Below are 16,111 nucleotides of genomic sequence, written 5' to 3'. Positions count from 1 at the left end.
CCGAGCCCCGAACTCACTTCAGCGGCGAGCGAGCGCCAGCGAGCGAAGCCGAGCCGTGCTGCAGCGCGAGGAACGAGCGCGCCCGGCTACCAGGTCTGCGCCACCTTCGGCGAGCGCGACCCGGTGGGCGCGACGCCGAAGCGCTCGAGGGCCATCGACATGATGTCGTGGAAGACGGGGGCGGCGGTCGAGCCACCGCCGGCGTTGGCGAACGGCTTGTCGAGCACCACGTAGGTGATGAAGCGGGGCTCGTCGGCGGGTGCGAAGCCGATGAACGAGACGGTGTTCTGCCCGCGGACGTAGCGTCCGGTGACGGGGTTGACCCGCCAGGCGGTGCCGGTCTTGCCGGCGACGCGGTAGCCGGGGATCTGCGCGGCGGGCGCGGTGCCGTCGTCGGCGGTGACGGCCTCCATCATGCGGGTGACCTCGGCGGCCGCCTTCTTGGAGACGACGCGTCGGGAGGGCACCTCCTTGGCGTCGGTGCGGTGGCCGTCGGCGTCGACGAACCCGCTGACGACGGACGGGTCGACCATGACGCCGCCGTTGGCGATGGCGCCGACGGCGCGCACCACCTGCAGCGCCGTGACGGAGATGCCCTGTCCGAAGGAGATGGTGGCGTGGTTGGCCTTGGTCCAGCTGGCGGCGGGGGCGAGGATGCCCCTGGACTCACCGGGCAGCTGGACGCCGGAGCCGACGCCGAAGCCGAACTTGCGCAGGTAGTCGTGCATCGTCTGGTTGCTCATCTGCTGCGCGGCGACGATGGTGCCGAGGTTCGACGACTTGGCGATGACGCCGGCGGCGGTGAGGTTGAGCGTGCCGTGCTGCCAGTAGTCGCCGATGGGGAACTTGTCGATGACCATCTTGCCGGGGACGCTGATCTGCGTGTCCGGCGCGATCTTGCCCTGGTCGGCGAGCGCCGCCATGGTGATGGTCTTGAGCACGGAGCCGGGCTCGTAGACGGTCTGCACGAACCGCGAGACGGTGTTGGAGTCCTGCATGGTCGCCTTCGAGCCGGGGTCGAAGGTGGGGGCCTGCGAGAGCTGGACGACCTGGCCGGTGCGCACGTCCATGGTGATGGCCAGGCCCCAGTCGGCGCCCGCGGAGCGCACGGCGTCGGCGAGGCGCTGGTCGGCGTACCACTGCAGGTCGCGGTCGATGGTGGTCTGGACGTCCTGGCCGGGCTTCATCGGCACGACGGTGCTGTCGGCCATGGGGATCCGCTGCCCGGTCGGCGACACCTCGTAGGTGGCGGATCCGTCCTTGCCGGTGAGCAGCGCGTCGTACTGGCGCTCGATGCCCTGCACGCCGACGGGCGTGTCGGAGTCCTTGGTCTGGCTCATGTAGCCGACGAGGTTGGCGGCGAGCCGGCCACCGGGGTAGGTGCGCATGGTCGTCTTCTGGCTGAAGACGCCCGCCGCGCCGGCCTTGCGCAGCGCCTGGAGCGCCTTCTGGCCCTTGGCCGCGGGCAGGTTCTTCTCGAGGACCACGAACCGGGTGTCGGGGGTGCGCAGCTTCTCGATGAGGTCGAAGTAGTCGACGCGGTCCTCGCCGAGGCTCGAGACGAGGATGCGCGCGATCTGCGGGGCCTTCTTCGTCGTCAGGGTGGGGTCGGCGGTGAGGGTGAGCGAGTCGACGCTGGTCGCGATGACCTCGCCGTTGCGGTCGAGGATGTCGCCGCGCGGCGCGGGCACGGTGACGGGCTGGGTGCTGGCGTTGCGCGCCATGGCGGCGTAGGCCTGGGCGTCGAGGCCCTGGATCCAGAAGAGCCGGACGCCGAAGAGCATGAACAGGCTGACGACGAGCAGGAGGCTGACCCGCAGCCGGGTGCGGGAGAGACGCTGACGCTTCATCGATCGACCCTCTCGACGTTGCTGCGGGGCTCGGCGGGCACGGGGTCGCCGACGACCTTGCCGTCGCTCGAGCGGAGGAAGACGGGGTTGGTGTTGGGCACCATGCCGAGGAGGACGGCGCGCTGCGCGAGGTCCGCGGGCGCCTGGAGCCGCTCGACCTCGCGGCGCAGGTCCTGCTCCTGCACGGTCAGCGCGTCGGCCCTGGACTGCAGGCGGGCGATCTCGAAGGCCTGGGCCTGCAGCACGGTGCTGAGGAGGATCAGCCCGACGAGGCCGATGCCGAGCACGGTGAGCACGACGACGACGAAGGGCGCCCGGCCGGCGCGGCTGCGCACGGGTGCGACGAGCCGCAGCGGGAGGGTGGTCGGGCGGGCCTGACGGGCCGTCCTCTGGCGCGGACGCGCGGCGTGCATGGTGCTCATGCGGCGACCCTCTCGACGGCGCGCAGCCGGACCGACCGGGCGCGGGGGTTGTCGGTGGCCTCGGCCTCGCTCGCCTGCTCGGCGCCGCGGGTGAGGAGCCTGAAGCGCGGCTCGAGGCCGGCAGGCACGACGGGCAGCCCGTGCGGCACGTCGAGCGTGGTCACGTCGGCGAGGGCGCGCTTGGTGATGCGGTCCTCGAGCGAGTGGTAGGACAGGACGACGACGCGACCGCCGACGGCGAGGGCGTCGAGCGCGGCGGGCAGCGCGCGGGCGTACACGGCGAGCTCGTCGTTGACCTCGATGCGCAGCGCCTGGAAGGTCCGCTTGGCCGGGTGTCCCCCGGTGCGGCGGGCGGCGGCGGGGATGCTGTCGCGGACGAGCTCCACCAGGCGGGCGCTGCGGGTGAAGGGCTCGGTCTCCCGGGCGGCGACGACGGCGTCGGCGATCCGTCGGGCGAACTTCTCCTCGCCGTGCACGCGCAGGACGCGCGCGAGCCGGTCGGCCGGGTAGGTGTTGAGCACGTCGGCGGCCGTGGGCCCGACCCCGGGCGTCATGCGCATGTCGAGGGGCGCGTCCTGCGCGTAGGCGAACCCGCGGTCGGCGAGGTCGAGCTGCATCGAGGAGACGCCGAGGTCGAAGAGCACGCCGTCGACGCGGCGCAGCCCGGCGTCGGCGAGGACGTCGGGCAGCTCGTCGTACACGGCGTGGGCGTAGGTGACGCGGTCGCCGAAGGGCTCGAGGCGCGCCTGGGCACGGGCGAGGGCCTCGGTGTCGCGGTCGACGCCCACGACGTGCACGTCGGGGAAGCGCCGGAGCATCGCCTCGGTGTGGCCGCCGAGCCCGAGGGTCGCGTCGACGACGACGCGGCGGCGCTCGCCGGGCGCGGTCAGGGCGGGTTCGAGCAGCTCCAGGCACCGGTCGAGCAGGACCGGCACGTGCCGGGCGTCCGGGGTGCCCACCCCGTCGTCCTGCGTCACGCGGCACCGGCCACGAGGGTGACGGCCAGCCCGATGAGCAGCGCGAGGGCGACGGAGACGCCGGCGGAGAACGCCATCAGGACGGCGGCGTCGGCGAGCTCGTGCCGGACGCGTCGGGGCTGGTGCATCGCACCTCCTCGGGTGCTCGGGGCTCCGTGGAGCGGGCTGTGGGGGTGGACGGTGGTGCGGAGGGCGACCGTGCGGCCTGATCCCCGTCCGTACGGCTCTGGCACCGGGGAAGTGATGCCAGGACCGGACAGGCGGAGGTCGGACCTCGCGGGCTCAGAAGATGCCGGGCATCACCTCGTCGGACATGTCGGAGAACTGCTCCTCCTGGCCGGCGGAGTACTCGTCCCAGCGGCGGGCGTCCCAGATCTCGATGCGGTCCATCGCGCCGACGACGGCGACGTCGCGCTCGAGCCCGGCCCAGGTGCGCAGCACCGGCGGGATGGAGATGCGGCCCTGCTTGTCGGGGACCTCCGAGGAGGCGCCCGAGTAGAGCATGCGCACGAAGTTGCGGGCCTCACGGTTGGTGAACGGCGTCTCGCGGATGCGGTCGGTGAACGCGCCGAAGGCCTCGGTCGTCCAGCCGTAGATGCAGTTCTCCTGCCCGCGGGTCAGCACGATGCCGCCCTCGAGCCGCGGGCGGAACTTGGCCGGCAGGAAGAGGCGCGACTTGTCGTCGAGGCGGGGCGTGTAGGTGCCGAAGAAGTTGTCCGCATCGATGCCCACCTCCCCTCACCTCGTCTCCCGCGTCGGGCCCTCCACCGTCGTGAAGAGATCCCCAAGTGCTCCATTTCGCACCACCCTACCCCACCTTCCCCCACCGTCAACGCGACACAGCGGAAATTCCGGCAGTTTCGTGACGTGCCGCAGCGCCCGACGAGCAGCGTCCTGCGCCGTCGTTGCAGCACGCAGCGCCTCCGGCGCGATCGAGGTGGGGCGAAGTGGAGCGGATGCGCGTCCGCTCCCGTCCTCTCCCCCGCTCGGTGAGGGCTGCCGGCGCGTGGAGGGGCCGGACATGACGACACCGGGTCCCGCTGGTGCGGAACCCGGTGTGGGGAGGTGTGGGGGCGGACCTCAGGGGGTCCGCGGGAGGATCAGCGGTCGTCGCCGTCCTGGCGACGCTGCCAGCGCTCCTCCATGCGGTCGACGAACGAGCCGGACTGCTTCGGGCCCTTGGGACCGGACGAGCGCGTGGGACCGGCGTCGGGCGCGGCCGTGAGGCCGTGGCGCCACGCGGTGACGAGGAAGTAGCCGCCGGCGAGCATGACGACGAAGCCGAGCACGCCGAGCCAGGTGAGGGCGGAGACCGCACCGGCGAACAGGATGCCGAGGCCGACGACGAGACCCAGCCCGGACAGCACGGCGACCTTGCGGTTGCGCGCGGCCTGCTTGGAGCCCCGGAGGGTCGACGCGAAGTCGGGATCCTCGGCCGCGAGAGACTGCTCGAGCTGCTGGAGCAGGCGGGCTTCTTCGTCGGAGAGTGGCACCGGAGGCCTCCTGGTGGTGGGTCTAGACCAAGTCTAGGCGGGCGATGGTGTGCAGACCAGCCGAGATCCCTGAGAACTCGCTGGACGTCCGGACCAGACGTTCCAGAGCGTACAAGCGTTCGCGTGCTCCCGGTTCCGTGTCCACGACGGCGCTCGGCACGAGGTCGGCGAAGGTGCGCAGACCCGCGTGCGCCAGCACGGTGAAGCCGGCCGACGCGAGCTGCTCGTGCAGCTCCTCCGGCACGTAGCGACGCGGGCCGTGCGCGCGCAGGTCCCAGCCCTCGACGCGGGCCTGCGCGAGGGCGGACGCCGCGGCGAAGTCGCCGGCGAGGGTCCGCGCGAGCACCGCGGCCGGCCGCCCCGCGACGACGACGCTCAGCACGCCGTCGGGGCGCAGCGTCGCCGCGACCGTGCGCAGCGCCTCGGCCGGGTCGTCGACGTGCTCGAGCACGCCGTGGAGCAGCGCGAGGTCCGTGCCCGCGGGGGTGACCTCCTCCCCCAGCTCGCCGGTGTCGCCCAGCACGCCCATGACCTGGTCCTGCACGCCCGCCTCGGCGGCGCGACGGTCCAGCGACGCCAGCGCGTCGGGGCTCGGGTCGACCACCGTGACCCGGTGCCCGAGCGCCGCCAGCCGCACCGCGTCGCCACCCGTGCCACCGCCGACGTCGAGGACGTCGAGCGGACCGCTGCGCTCGAGGGCCGCGACCGCGTCGAGCACGGCCTGCCACATGATCTCCTGACGCACGGGACGCATGGCGTCACTGTGTCACAGCGTGGCCGCGGGACCGGACGCTCCCGGCCCTCGCCGCCGCTCGCTAGGGTCGGGCCATGGCGCGCGTCGTGGTGGTGGGCGGAGGATTCGCCGGCACGTCCCTGGCGGCGCGGCTCGCGAAGCTGCGGCACGAGGTGGTGCTGCTCGAGGCCGGCGACCGGCTCGGAGGACGTCTGCGTGGCCACCGGGCGGGCGACGGGCTGTGGCAGCTCGACCTCGACACGTTCACGCTGCCCGGCGTCCTGCGCGACCTCTTCCGCAAGTCGGGGCGGCCGCTCGACGCGGCCCTCACGCTGCACACGCTCCCCGGGCGCCGGCACGTGTTCGCCGACCGGACCGTGATGGACCTGCCGATGGGCCGGCGCTCGGGCCAGGTCGACGCCTTCCTCGGGACGTTCGGCGAGGATCCCTGGAGCCCGTGGCTCGACCCGATGACCGAGCCGTGGGACCTCGTCCGGCGACGTCTGCTCAACCAGGTCCCGGACGCCGACTCGCTCGACCGCACGACCCGTCGCGCCCTCCGTGCCCGTCGCCCCCTGAGCCGCGAGGTGGGGCGGACCTTCGACGACGACCGGATGCGTCGCATGGTGCTCGACGACGTCGTGCTCGCCGGCGACGACCCGCGCGCCGTGCCCGCGGCCACGGCGGTGCGCCACCAGGTCGAGCGGAACTTCGGGCGGTGGGAGGTCGAGGGCGGCATGCCGGCGCTCGCCGACGCCCTCACCCGACGTCTCGAGGAGCGTCGCGTCGACGTGCGTACGGGGTGCTCCGCCTGGGGCGTCGAGCGCGACACGTCCGGCGTCACCGGCGTCCGCACCGACGACGGGGTGGTGGCGGCCGACGTCGTGGCGTGGTGCGCGCCGACCTGGCCCGACGGGCTTCCGGAGCCGGCGCTGCTGCCCCGCATCCCCGCGCACCGCGCACTCGTGCGCCTGTCGCCGGACGCCCCGGCACCCGACCTCGCCCGCGACGTCGCGGTGCACGCCGACCCTCCACTGCACCTCTGGGAGGGCTCCCCCGGCTGCTGGACGATCGCGCACCACAAGGCCGAGGACCCGCTGGTCGCGCTCGTGCGGGTCGGGATCGACCTGCGCGACCGGGTGGTGGAGCGCCACGACCTCGCCCCGGCCGACCTCGTGCGCCTGGGTCACTGGGGCTGGCAGTGGCGAGGCTGGCGCACGGTGCTGCAGCGCCCGGGCCCGACCCTGCCCCCCGGCGTCGTCATGGCCGGCGCGCACGCGCACCCGGGACCCTCGCTGGAGGCGATCGGGCTCGCCACCGAGGCGATCGCCGAACGGCTCGGCGCGGTGCCGCGTCGTCCGACGACCCCCGCCTGAGCGGGGGTCGGGGTCAGACCAGGCCCTCGCCTCGCAGCGTCTCGAAGATCTCGCGCGTCGCCTTGGAGCGGTTCAGCGTGATGAAGTGCAGACCCGGCGCGCCCTGGGCGAGCAGGTCGCGACACAGCTGGGTGGCCAGCTCGATGCCACGCTCGCGCACCGCCGCAGGATCGTCCTGCACCGGCTCGACGACGTCGAGGACCTCGCGCGGGATCTCCGCGCCCGACAGCTCGGCCATGCGGGCGACCTGCGAGAAGTTCAGGATCGGCATGATGCCGGGCACGATCGGCAGGTCGCTCCCGCGCGAGCGGACCCGCTCGACGAGGTCGACGTAGTCCTGCGCGCGGAAGAACAGCTGCGTGATCGCGAACTCCGCGCCTGCCCGGTGCTTCGCGACGAGCACGTCCGCGTCGGGCTCGAGTCCCCCGGCGTCGGGGTGACCCTCGGGGAACGCCGCCACGCCCACCGTGAAGTCGCCCAGGTCACGGGCCAGCTCGACGAGCTCGACCGCGTGGTCCATGCCCTCCGGGTGGGTCTCCCAGGGCGCGCGGGGTCCGCCCTTGGGGTCGCCGCGCAGGGCCAGGACGTGCCGGATGCCGGATGCCGCGTACTGCTTGAGGACCGTCTCGATCTCCGAGCGGCTCTGCCCGACCAGGGTCAGGTGGCCGACGGCGCGGATCCGCGACTCCTCAGCGATGCGCGACGTCACCCGGACCGTGCGGTCCTGGCTCGTGCCGCCGGCGCCGTAGGTCACCGAGACGAACGACGGACGCAGCGGCTCGAGGTCGGCGATGGTGCGCCACAGGACCTCCTCCCCCGCGTCGTCCTTGGGCGGGAAGAACTCGAAGGACACGCAGGGACGCTGGTCGCGGAGGTCCTCCACGATGGAGTGGGAGGGCACGGGCGCGGGGGCGTCGGTCACGGGCCAACGGTATCGTCCGCGACGTGGTAGCCGCCGATCTTGTCGAGTTCCGAGACGCCGTGGCCGACGAGACTCGAGCGCTTCGCCGGTCGGCGCCGCGCCGAGCTCGCCGACGTCGGCACCGACCTGGCGCCGTTCCTCGACAGCGCCGTGGCCTTCGTCGCCGGCGGCAAACGGCTGCGCCCGCTCTTCTGCCGAGCCGGTTGGCTGGTGGCCGGCGGCGACCCCGACGATCCCGCCCTCGTCACCGCAGCGGCGTCGCTGGAGTGGCTGCAGGGCAGCGCCCTCGTCCACGACGACCTGATGGACGGCTCCGACACCCGTCGCGGGAACCCGAGCGTGCACCGCGACTTCGAGGCGCGGCACCGCGCGGTCGAGGGGTCCGTGGGCGACGCGGGCCGCTTCGGCCAGGCCGCCGCGGTGCTGCTGGGCGACCTCATGCTGTCGTGGGCCGACGAGCAGCTGCGCGCCTCCGGCCTGCCCCGGGTGCCCGAGGCGCTGCGCTACCTCGACCTCTGCCGCTCGGAGGTCGTCGCGGGCCAGTACCTCGACGTGCTGGCGCAGACCCGCGCCACCGTCACCGTCGAGGAGGCCATGACGATCGTGCGGTTCAAGGCCGCCTCCTACACGGTGGAGCGTCCGCTGCACATCGGCGCGGCACTGGCCGGTGCCGACGACACGCTGGTGGCGGGACTGAGCGCCGTGGCCGTGCCGCTCGGCCAGGCGTTCCAGCTCCGCGACGACGTGCTGGGCGTCTTCGGCGACCCGGCCGCCACGGGCAAGCCCGCAGGCGACGACCTGCGCGAGGGCAAGCGGACCGTGCTGGTGGCCCGTGCCCTGGAGCTGGGCTCCGACGACGACCGTGAGCTGCTCACCCGGCTGCTCGGCACGGCCGAGGGCGTGGCCCCGCTCACGGACCTCATGACCCGCACCGGCGCGCTCGCGGCCGTCGAGCGCGACATCGCCAGGCTCGAGGACGAGGTCGACGAGGCGATCGACGCGCTCGGTCCGGCAGCACGCGACGTCCTGGCACCCCTGGCGCTCAGCGCGACCCGACGCTCCTCCTGAGCACCGCGGACCGGGCGGCGCGGGCAACTCCCGACGAGGACACGGCCGCGCAGCACCGTCCGCGCGAGGCTGTTCTCTACACTCGTCCCAGGGTCAGCCGGCCTGTGGAGCCGACGTGAGGAGGTCCGGCGTGACGGTCACGCGTGATGATGCGCTCGTCGGACGTGTCCTCGACGGTCGGTACCGGGTGGCGGAGCGGATCGCGCGGGGCGGCATGGCCAGCGTCTTCCTCGGGCACGACGAACGGCTCGACCGCCCGGTCGCCGTCAAGGTCATGCACGCCGGGCTCGGCGACGACGAGGAGTTCTCGCAGCGCTTCGAGCGGGAGGCGCGGGCCGCCGCCAAGCTCAACCACCGCGGCGTCGTGGCCGTCTTCGACCAGGGCCGCGACGGCGACATCACCTACCTCGTCATGGAGTACGTGCCCGGGCGCACGCTGCGCGACGTCATGCGCGAGGAGGCGCCCATGCGTCCGCTGCGGGCGCTGCGTCTCCTGGCCGACGTCCTCACGGCGCTGTCCGCGGCGCACCGCGCGCACCTGGTGCACCGCGACGTGAAGCCCGAGAACGTGCTCATCACGCCCGAGGGCGAGGTCAAGGTCGCCGACTTCGGGCTGGCCCGCGCCGTCAGCGCCGCGACCACCGCCACCGGTGGCACGCTCATCGGCACGGTCTCCTACCTCGCGCCCGAGATCGTCGTCAACGAGGGGGCCGACGCCCGCTCCGACGTGTACGCGTGCGGGGCGCTGCTCTACGAGATGCTCACGGGCGTCAAGCCGCACACGGGCGAGTCCCCGATCCAGGTGGCCTACAAGCACGTCCACGAGGACGTCGCGCCGCCGTCGCTGCTGCGCCCCGAGCTGCCGCCCTACGTCGACGCGCTCGTCGCCCGCGCCACGGTCCGCGACCGCACGCAGCGCTCGCAGGACGCCGGCGTGCTGCTGCGGCAGGTCCGGCTGGTCGAGCGTGCGCTCGTGGAGGGGCTGGCCGACGACCCCGACCTCACCGCCGACCTGCTGCCGCGCACCACGGCCCCTGACGACGAGCCGACCCGCCCGGTCGTGCTCGAGCACGAGTACCCCGACGGCGCCCTCTCGGGTCCGATGTCGCCGGCCGCCGCCTCGGCCCTGGACGACGACGGTGGCGAGACCGTCCTCGTCGACCGCGAGACCGGCGAGGTCGTCGCCCGCGCGGAGCCGACCATGCGCTGGAGCAGCGACACGTGGTCGCGCACCCCCGCCGCCGCAGCCGCTCCCCCGCCGCAGGAGCCGCCCGTGCGGACCCGCGACGACCGCGCGCGACGACGTGGCCGGCTGCTGCTCGTCGCCACGCTCCTCGCGGCGCTCGTGGCGGCCGGTGCCGGCTACTGGCTGGGCTTCGGCCGCTACGAGACGGTCCCCCAGCTGGTCGGCCAGGCCGAGGCGCAGGCGGCCGAGGAGGCCAAGGACGCAGGGTTCGAGCTCGACGTCACCCGGCGCGCCTTCTCCGAGACGGCGCCTCTCGGCACCGTCATCTCCACCGACCCCGCCGTCGGCGAGCGGCTGCTGCCCGGACAGAGGATCACCGCGGTCGTGTCCAAGGGCAAGGAGCGCTACGCCGTGCCCGACCTGTCGGGTCGGACCCTCGACGACGCCCGCGCCGCGCTCGAGCGGCGCAACCTGCAGGCCGGCGACGTGACCGAGCGCTACGACGAGACCGTGCCCCAGGGGCAGGTCGTCGCCGTCTCCGGCGTCAAGGTCGGCCAGCAGGTCCGGCGCGGCACCGTCGTCGACCTCGTCGTCAGCCGGGGCCGCGAGCCGATCCAGGTGCCCGACCAGACCGGCCGCACCCGCCAGGAGGCGCGCGCGGCGCTGGAGGAGGCGTCGTTCGCCGTCACGGTGCGCGAGTCCTTCTCCGACGACGTCCCGAAGGACCGGGTCATCAGCCAGTCGCCCCGGGACGGCACCCTGTTCCGCGGCGACACCGTCACGATCGAGGTCTCCAAGGGCCCGGAGTCGGTCGACGTGCCCGACGTGCTCGGTCGCCCGCGCGACGAGGCCGTGAAGGCGCTCGAGGAGGCCGGCTTCGAGGTCGACGTGCGCAACCGCATCCCCGGCTCCGACCGCGTCGTCTTCCAGGACCCGGGCTCGGGCCAGGCCAAGGTCGGCTCGACCGTCGTCATCTACGTCTGAACGACCGACGCCCCCGGACGTCGTCCGGGGGCGTCGGTGTCGGCGGGTGCCGCGGGATCAGCGCTGGTGCAGCATGTCGGCCACGAGGAAGGCCAGCTCGAGCGACTGCTCGCGGTTGAGACGCGGGTCGCACAGCGTCTCGTAGCGCGTGGCGAGGTCCTCGGCGGAGACGCGTCGACCGCCGCCGACGCACTCGGTGACGTCGTCGCCGGTCAGCTCCACGTGGATGCCGCCGGGCCAGGTGCCGAGCGCGCGGTGCACCTCGAAGAAGCCGCGGGTCTCGTCGATGACGTCGTCGAACTCACGCGTCTTGTAGCCCGTGGAGGCCTCGAAGGTGTTGCCGTGCATGGGGTCGCACACCCACGCGACCTCGAGGCCGGCGGCGGTCACCTTCTCGACCAGCGGCGGCAGGAGGTCGCGGATCTTGTCGGCGCCGAAGCGGGTGATGAACGTGATCCGGCCGGGCTCGCGCTCGGGGTTGAGCTTCTCGTACAGCGCGATCGCGTCGTCGGCCGACGTGGTCGGGCCGAGCTTGACGCCGATCGGGTTGGCGATGTGGCTCAGCAGCTCCACGTGGGCGCCGTCGAGCTGGCGCGTGCGCTCGCCGATCCAGACGAAGTGGCTGGACACGTCGTAGGAGCGCTGGGTGCGCGAGTCGACCCGCGTGAGGGCGTGCTCGTACTCGAGGATGAGCGCCTCGTGGGAGGAGTAGAAGTCGACGGAGCGGAAAGCGTCGGGCTCCACGCCGATGGCGTCCATGAACGCGAGGGCGCGGTCGATCTCGCCGCCCACCTGCTCGTAGCTGACGCCGACCGGGCTGTTCTTGACGAAGTCCTTGTTCCACTCGTGCATCTGCCGCAGGTCGGCGTAGCCGCCCGTGGTGAAGGCGCGCGCGAGGTTCAGCGTGGCGCTGGACGCGTGGTAGACGTCGACGAGACGCTGCGGGTCGTGCACGCGCGACTCGGGCGTGAAGTCGAAGCCGTTGACGGCGTCGCCGCGGTAGGCCGGCAGGGTCACGCCGTCGCGGGTCTCGGTGTCGCGGGAGCGCGGCTTCGCGTACTGCCCCGCGAGCCGGCCGACCTTGACCACGGGCACGCTGGCGGCGTACGTCAGGACGACGGCCATCGACAGCAGCACCCGCAGCTTGTTGCGCACGTTCTCCGCGGTGACGCCCTCGAAGGTCTCGGCGCAGTCGCCGCCCTGCAGCAGGAACGCCTCGCCGCGGGCCACGGCAGCCATGCGGTCGCGGAGGTCGTCGCACTCGCCGGCAAAGACCAGGGGCGGCATCCGGCGCAGCTGCTCGAGCGCGCGCTCGCGGGCAGCGGGGTCGGCGTAGGTGGGCTGCTGGGCAGCTCCCATCGCATGCAGGTCGTCGAGGCTCGGAATGCTCACCAGGAGAGTCTAGTGCGGCTCCCCCGCAGGCTCGAAACCCGTCCGCCGGAGCGACGCTCGGCGCACGACGCCGGGCTCGGGCTGGCTGGCACGAACCGGCTCACCAGTGCAGCGTGCCGGGGGCTCCCTTGAACGGTCCCCCGACCCGCGAGGTGATCCAGCCGCCGTAGAAGTCGCCGTCCTGGGCCTGCACGACCTCGCCGTCGACGGTGCAGCGGTCCATCCGCGCGGGGTAGAGCGCCACGTGGTCGACGAGCACCTCGTAGCCCCGGGTCGGCGCGGGGTAGGTCCACGCGCCGGCGGGGACCACGCGGTCGCCCGCCACGAGGTCGAAGTAGGCCGCCTCACCCTTGTACTCGCACCACGTCCGCCGGGCGACGGACCGCAGGACGCCGTCACGGACGTCCGCGATCGGCAGGTAGTAGGTGGGCGGGTGGCTCGTCTCCAGGACCCGCAGGGCCGACGTGGTCCGCACGACCTCGAGGCCGCCGAGCTCGACGACGACCGTCTCGGAGCTGGGGACGACGGCGGGCGGGCGCGGGTAGGACCAGACGTCCTCCACGTCGGGCCGTCGGGTCTCGTGCCGGTCCTCGTCCGCGTTCATGCCGGTCGTCCTCCGCTGGTCGCGGGCCCGACGCCTGCGGACCCTGCTCCCATCGTCGTCGCCCGACCTCCGCCGTGCACGACGAGTGCCGGACCGAGGGGGTGGCTGCGGCGACGGGCCGTCACTCGGGCTTGATCTGGTCCCAGACCTCGTCGGACTCCGCGCGCTCGGCCGTCCTCGCCGCCTCGCGCTCGGCCTCGCGGTCACGCTTCTTCGCGTCCTGGGCGTACAGGTCGACGTACTCCTGGCCGGAGAGCCGCATGATCTCGTACATGATCTCGTCGGTGACGGCCCGCAGGATGAACCGGTCGCCCTCCAGCCCCTCGTAGCGGCTGAAGTCGAGCGGCTCGCCGAAGCGGACGCCGGGCCGGGCCATCCGGCCGAAGACCTTGCCGGGAGGAGCCACGACGTCGGTGTTGATGACCGCGAGCGGGATCACCGGCACCCCGGACTCGAGCGCGATGCGTGCCACGCCCGTGCGTCCGCGGTAGAGCTTGCCGTCGTGGGAGCGGGTCCCCTCGGGGTAGATCCCGCAGACCTCGCCCTCCGAGAGCAGGCGCAGCTGCGTGGCGATCGCGCCGGCGGCCGCGGACCCGCTCGACCGGTCGATCGGGACCTGCCCGGCGCCGGAGAAGAACTTCTTCTGGAACCAGCCCTTGATGCCGGGCGTCTCGAAGTACTCCGCCTTCGCCACGAAGGTCACGCGCCGCGGGATCACCAGCGGCATGAACAACCAGTCGCTGTAGGACAGGTGGTTGCTCGCGAGGATGACCGCGCCCTCCTTGGGCACGTTCTCGGTGCCCTCGGCCCACGGCCTGAAGATCAGCTTCAGCAGCGGACCCAGGGCCAGGAACTTCAGGAACCAGTAGAACAACGTCGCCTCCTCAGCGTCACCCGGACACTACCGCGATCCGGGGGGTGTGCGGCGGCGACACCGTGGGAGAGGATGGTTCCATGAGCCCGTCCCCCTCCGTCGTGCCCGGAGCCGAGCCCTTCGCCCACGACGCCGGCCGCGTCGGTGTCCTGCTCAGTCACGGCTTCACGGGATCCCCCGCGTCGATGGTCGACTGGGGCCGCGACCTCGCCGACCGCGGGTACACCGTCCGGGTGCCGCGTCTGCCGGGGCACGGCACCACCTGGCAGGAGATGAACCGCACCACCTGGCGCGACTGGTACGGCGCGCTCGACCACGAGCTCGACGCCCTCCGGGAGCGGTGCGACGCCGTCGTCGTGGCCGGGCTGTCGATGGGCGGCTGCCTCGCGCTGCGCCTGGCCGAGCAGCGCCCCGCCGACGTCGCGGGCGTGGTGCTCGTGAACCCGGCCGTCGCGTCGCGCGACCCGCGGCTCAAGGCGGTGCCCGTGCTCAAGCACGTGCTGCCGTCGATGGCCGCGATCGGCGGCGACATCAAGAAGCCGGGCGTCAGCGAGGGCGCCTACGACCGCACGCCGCTGCGCGCGCTGCACTCGATGATGCAGCTGTGGGACGACGTCCGCGCCGGCCTCGACCGTGTGCAGTCCCCCGTGCTGTTCTTCCGCTCCGTCGAGGACCACGTCGTCGACGACAGCACCCTGGCGCTCGTGCGCGAGGGCGTGCGACCCGAGCTCCTGACGGTGGTCGAGCTGACCGACAGCTACCACGTCGCGACCGTCGACCACGACGCCCCGCTCATCCAGGAGCGGTCCGCTGCGTTCGTCGCGGACGTCACGGGCGGGGCAGACCGTGGCTGACCGCGACGACCGCACGCCCGACGACGACGGCGAGGCGCGTCGCAGCAGCGACCGCGACGCCTTCGACGCGATCGTGGAGCGGCTCGACCTCGACCTGCCGTTCCCCCTCGGGGTCGAGCAGCCGGTCGAGCCGGAGCCCGAGCCCGAGCCGGTCGACCTCGACGACCAGCCTGACCCGGTCGACGAGCAGTTCTACCGCCACGTCCGGCCGGGTCCGGCGCGGCCGCTGCACCGGGGTCGCGCGACGGCCTGGGCGGGCCTGGTGGGCTCGCCCCTCCTGCTCGTGCTCGCGACGGTCGGCGGCAGCTGGTTGTCGCGCCCCGTGCTGCTGGGCGCGGCGCTCACCTTCGTCGCTTCGGCGATCTACCTGATCGCGCAGCTGCCCGAACACGGACCCGGGCAGCAGGATTGGCCGGACGACGGCGCCGCGCTGTGAGGCGGGCCATGTCGGCGGCGCCGATGAGACCCGCCTCGGGTCCGAGGTGCGCGCGGACGATCCGCGCCTCCGAGCGGTAGCCGCGCCCCGTCAGGGTCCGCGAGTAGGCCTCGCGTGCGGGCCCGAGGAGCATCTCCCCGGCGTCGCTCACGCCACCGCCGACCACGAAGAGGCCGGGGTCGAGCGCGGCGGCGAGGTTCGCCATCCCGACGCCGAGCCAGTCGCCGACCTCGGCGATCCAGGCGATCGCCTCCTCGTCGCCCGACTCCGCCAGGGGCGTCACGTGCGCACCCTCGACCCGCTCGGGTCCGCCGGCCGCCTCGACCAGCCGTCGACCGATGGGCGACCCCTCCGCCACGGCGGCGGCAGCGCGTCGCCCGAGCACGCGGCCGCTGGCGTACTGCTCCCAGCAGCCCAGGTTGCCGCACTCGCAGGCGTTGCCGCCCGGCACGACCTGCATGTGGCCGAACTCGCCGGCGATGCCGAAGTGTCCGCGGTAGGGCAGGCCGTCGATGACGAGCGCCCCGCCGATGCCGGTGCCCAGCGTGATGAGGACCAGGTCGGGCTCGTTCTGCGCCGCGCCGAAGCGCCACTCCGCCCACCCGCTCGTGTTGGCGTCGTTGTCGACCATGACGGGCAGCATCGTGCGACGCGCCACCCGGTCGCGCAGCGGCTCGTGCCGCCACGCGAGGTGGGGCGCGAAGAGCACGGTCGACTGCGACGCGTCGACGAAGCCGGCCGCACCGATGCCGACGGCCTTGACCGGCAGCTCGGCGCGGAACTCGGCGGTGATCTCGACGATCGCGTCGAGCACGGCCTCGGGCTCCGTCGTCGGTGTCTCTCGACGCGTGCGGGCGATGACCCGGCCGTCCTCGTCGACCACGCCGGCCGCGATCTTGGTACCGCCGATGTCGATGCCGACGGCGAGCCTGTCCGCCAC

Annotated in this window: 17 protein-coding genes; 5 read left to right on the top strand and 12 right to left on the bottom strand. The window is 73.4% G+C overall.

Going from position 1 to position 16,111, the window contains the following annotated elements; all coding sequences use genetic code 11:
* Positions 1-86: 86 nt before the first annotated feature.
* The 7 genes from QE370_RS11985 to QE370_RS11955 form a co-directional block, all read right to left on the bottom strand.
* Complete coding sequence (locus QE370_RS11985) at positions 87-1,850, bottom strand: penicillin-binding protein 2 (protein WP_309634490.1); 1,764 nt, start codon at positions 1,848-1,850, stop codon at positions 87-89.
* Entirely contained in the window at positions 1,847-2,272 is a 426-nt protein-coding gene (locus tag QE370_RS11980; protein ID WP_253026632.1) for a hypothetical protein, read from the bottom strand. The genes QE370_RS11985 and QE370_RS11980 overlap by 4 nt, the downstream gene beginning before the upstream one ends.
* On the bottom strand, positions 2,269-3,231 hold the full coding sequence (gene rsmH, locus QE370_RS11975) for a 16S rRNA (cytosine(1402)-N(4))-methyltransferase RsmH (RefSeq protein WP_253026634.1): 963 nt from the start codon (positions 3,229-3,231) through the stop codon (positions 2,269-2,271). Before rsmH ends, QE370_RS11980 begins: the two co-directional genes overlap by 4 nt.
* Before the next feature lie 14 nt (positions 3,232-3,245).
* A complete protein-coding gene (locus tag QE370_RS11970; protein ID WP_256475569.1) occupies positions 3,246-3,377 on the bottom strand; it encodes a hypothetical protein in 132 nt (43 codons plus the stop codon).
* A gap of 154 nt (positions 3,378-3,531) precedes the next feature.
* Positions 3,532-3,981, bottom strand: a complete 450-nt coding sequence (gene mraZ, locus QE370_RS11965) for a division/cell wall cluster transcriptional repressor MraZ (RefSeq protein WP_241270777.1) — start codon at positions 3,979-3,981, stop codon at positions 3,532-3,534.
* A 368-nt stretch (positions 3,982-4,349) separates the two neighbouring features.
* The gene (locus QE370_RS11960; protein WP_253026636.1) at positions 4,350-4,742 is read right to left on the bottom strand and encodes a DUF3040 domain-containing protein; all 393 of its coding nucleotides are present in this window, start codon (positions 4,740-4,742) and stop codon (positions 4,350-4,352) included.
* Positions 4,743-4,764: 22 nt separating this feature from the next.
* Positions 4,765-5,496 carry a methyltransferase domain-containing protein gene (locus tag QE370_RS11955; protein ID WP_309634489.1) on the bottom strand — a complete coding sequence of 244 codons (732 nt, stop codon included), beginning with the start codon at positions 5,494-5,496 and terminating at the stop codon, positions 4,765-4,767.
* Between the two features lie 74 nt (positions 5,497-5,570).
* Between QE370_RS11955 and QE370_RS11950 the strand changes: the two genes are divergently transcribed.
* Positions 5,571-6,851 (top strand): FAD-dependent oxidoreductase, encoded by a 1,281-nt coding sequence (locus tag QE370_RS11950; RefSeq protein ID WP_309634488.1) that lies wholly within the window; start codon positions 5,571-5,573, stop codon positions 6,849-6,851.
* 13 nt (positions 6,852-6,864) lie between these two features.
* Here the strand turns inward: QE370_RS11950 and metF are convergent, their stop codons facing one another.
* Positions 6,865-7,773, bottom strand: a complete 909-nt coding sequence (gene metF, locus QE370_RS11945; RefSeq protein ID WP_253025947.1) for a methylenetetrahydrofolate reductase [NAD(P)H] — start codon at positions 7,771-7,773, stop codon at positions 6,865-6,867.
* A gap of 39 nt (positions 7,774-7,812) precedes the next feature.
* On the opposite strand from metF, the gene QE370_RS11940 reads away from it, so the two are divergent.
* Positions 7,813-8,841, top strand: coding sequence for a polyprenyl synthetase family protein (locus QE370_RS11940; RefSeq protein WP_309634487.1), 1,029 nt, complete (start codon positions 7,813-7,815; stop codon positions 8,839-8,841).
* A gap of 130 nt (positions 8,842-8,971) precedes the next feature.
* Complete coding sequence (gene pknB / locus QE370_RS11935) at positions 8,972-11,011, top strand: Stk1 family PASTA domain-containing Ser/Thr kinase (protein ID WP_309634486.1); 2,040 nt, start codon at positions 8,972-8,974, stop codon at positions 11,009-11,011.
* Between the two features lie 57 nt (positions 11,012-11,068).
* Here the strand turns inward: pknB and QE370_RS11930 are convergent, their stop codons facing one another.
* The 3 genes from QE370_RS11930 to QE370_RS11920 form a co-directional block, all read right to left on the bottom strand.
* Entirely contained in the window at positions 11,069-12,370 is a 1,302-nt protein-coding gene (locus tag QE370_RS11930; RefSeq protein WP_253025992.1) for a class II 3-deoxy-7-phosphoheptulonate synthase, read from the bottom strand.
* Between the two features lie 133 nt (positions 12,371-12,503).
* Positions 12,504-13,007, bottom strand: coding sequence for a DUF427 domain-containing protein (locus tag QE370_RS11925; protein WP_253025953.1), 504 nt, complete (start codon positions 13,005-13,007; stop codon positions 12,504-12,506).
* 121 nt (positions 13,008-13,128) lie between these two features.
* The gene (locus QE370_RS11920) at positions 13,129-13,881 is read right to left on the bottom strand and encodes a 1-acyl-sn-glycerol-3-phosphate acyltransferase (protein ID WP_067858325.1); all 753 of its coding nucleotides are present in this window, start codon (positions 13,879-13,881) and stop codon (positions 13,129-13,131) included.
* Between the two features lie 80 nt (positions 13,882-13,961).
* Between QE370_RS11920 and QE370_RS11915 the strand changes: the two genes are divergently transcribed.
* Positions 13,962-14,735, top strand: a complete 774-nt coding sequence (locus tag QE370_RS11915) for an alpha/beta fold hydrolase (RefSeq protein WP_309634485.1) — start codon at positions 13,962-13,964, stop codon at positions 14,733-14,735.
* On the top strand, positions 14,728-15,171 hold the full coding sequence (locus QE370_RS11910; protein ID WP_309634484.1) for a hypothetical protein: 444 nt from the start codon (positions 14,728-14,730) through the stop codon (positions 15,169-15,171). The genes QE370_RS11915 and QE370_RS11910 overlap by 8 nt, the downstream gene beginning before the upstream one ends.
* Here QE370_RS11910 and QE370_RS11905 read toward each other — a convergent pair.
* The gene (locus tag QE370_RS11905) at positions 15,077-16,111 is read right to left on the bottom strand and encodes an ROK family glucokinase (protein ID WP_253025969.1); all 1,035 of its coding nucleotides are present in this window, start codon (positions 16,109-16,111) and stop codon (positions 15,077-15,079) included. The genes QE370_RS11910 and QE370_RS11905 overlap by 95 nt on opposite strands.

It is taken from the genome of Aeromicrobium sp. SORGH_AS_0981 (assembly GCF_031453195.1).
In the GTDB taxonomy this organism is placed as follows: domain Bacteria; phylum Actinomycetota; class Actinomycetes; order Propionibacteriales; family Nocardioidaceae; genus Aeromicrobium.
This window is presented reverse-complemented; position numbering and strand designations above follow the sequence as displayed.

Excerpts from the sequence above, each read along its gene's own strand:
- QE370_RS11985 (WP_309634490.1), bottom strand. The coding sequence starts at position 1,850 with ATGAAGCGTCAGCGTCTCTCCCGCACCCGGCTGCGGGTCAGCCTCCTG.
- QE370_RS11980 (WP_253026632.1), bottom strand. The coding sequence starts at position 2,272 with ATGAGCACCATGCACGCCGCGCGTCCGCGCCAGAGGACGGCCCGTCAG.
- QE370_RS11970 (WP_256475569.1), bottom strand. The coding sequence starts at position 3,377 with ATGCACCAGCCCCGACGCGTCCGGCACGAGCTCGCCGACGCCGCCGTC.
- QE370_RS11955 (WP_309634489.1), bottom strand. The coding sequence starts at position 5,496 with ATGCGTCCCGTGCGTCAGGAGATCATGTGGCAGGCCGTGCTCGACGCG.
- QE370_RS11950 (WP_309634488.1), top strand. The coding sequence starts at position 5,571 with ATGGCGCGCGTCGTGGTGGTGGGCGGAGGATTCGCCGGCACGTCCCTG.
- QE370_RS11930 (WP_253025992.1), bottom strand. The coding sequence starts at position 12,370 with ATGGGAGCTGCCCAGCAGCCCACCTACGCCGACCCCGCTGCCCGCGAG.
- QE370_RS11925 (WP_253025953.1), bottom strand. The coding sequence starts at position 13,007 with ATGAACGCGGACGAGGACCGGCACGAGACCCGACGGCCCGACGTGGAG.
- QE370_RS11915 (WP_309634485.1), top strand. The coding sequence starts at position 13,962 with ATGAGCCCGTCCCCCTCCGTCGTGCCCGGAGCCGAGCCCTTCGCCCAC.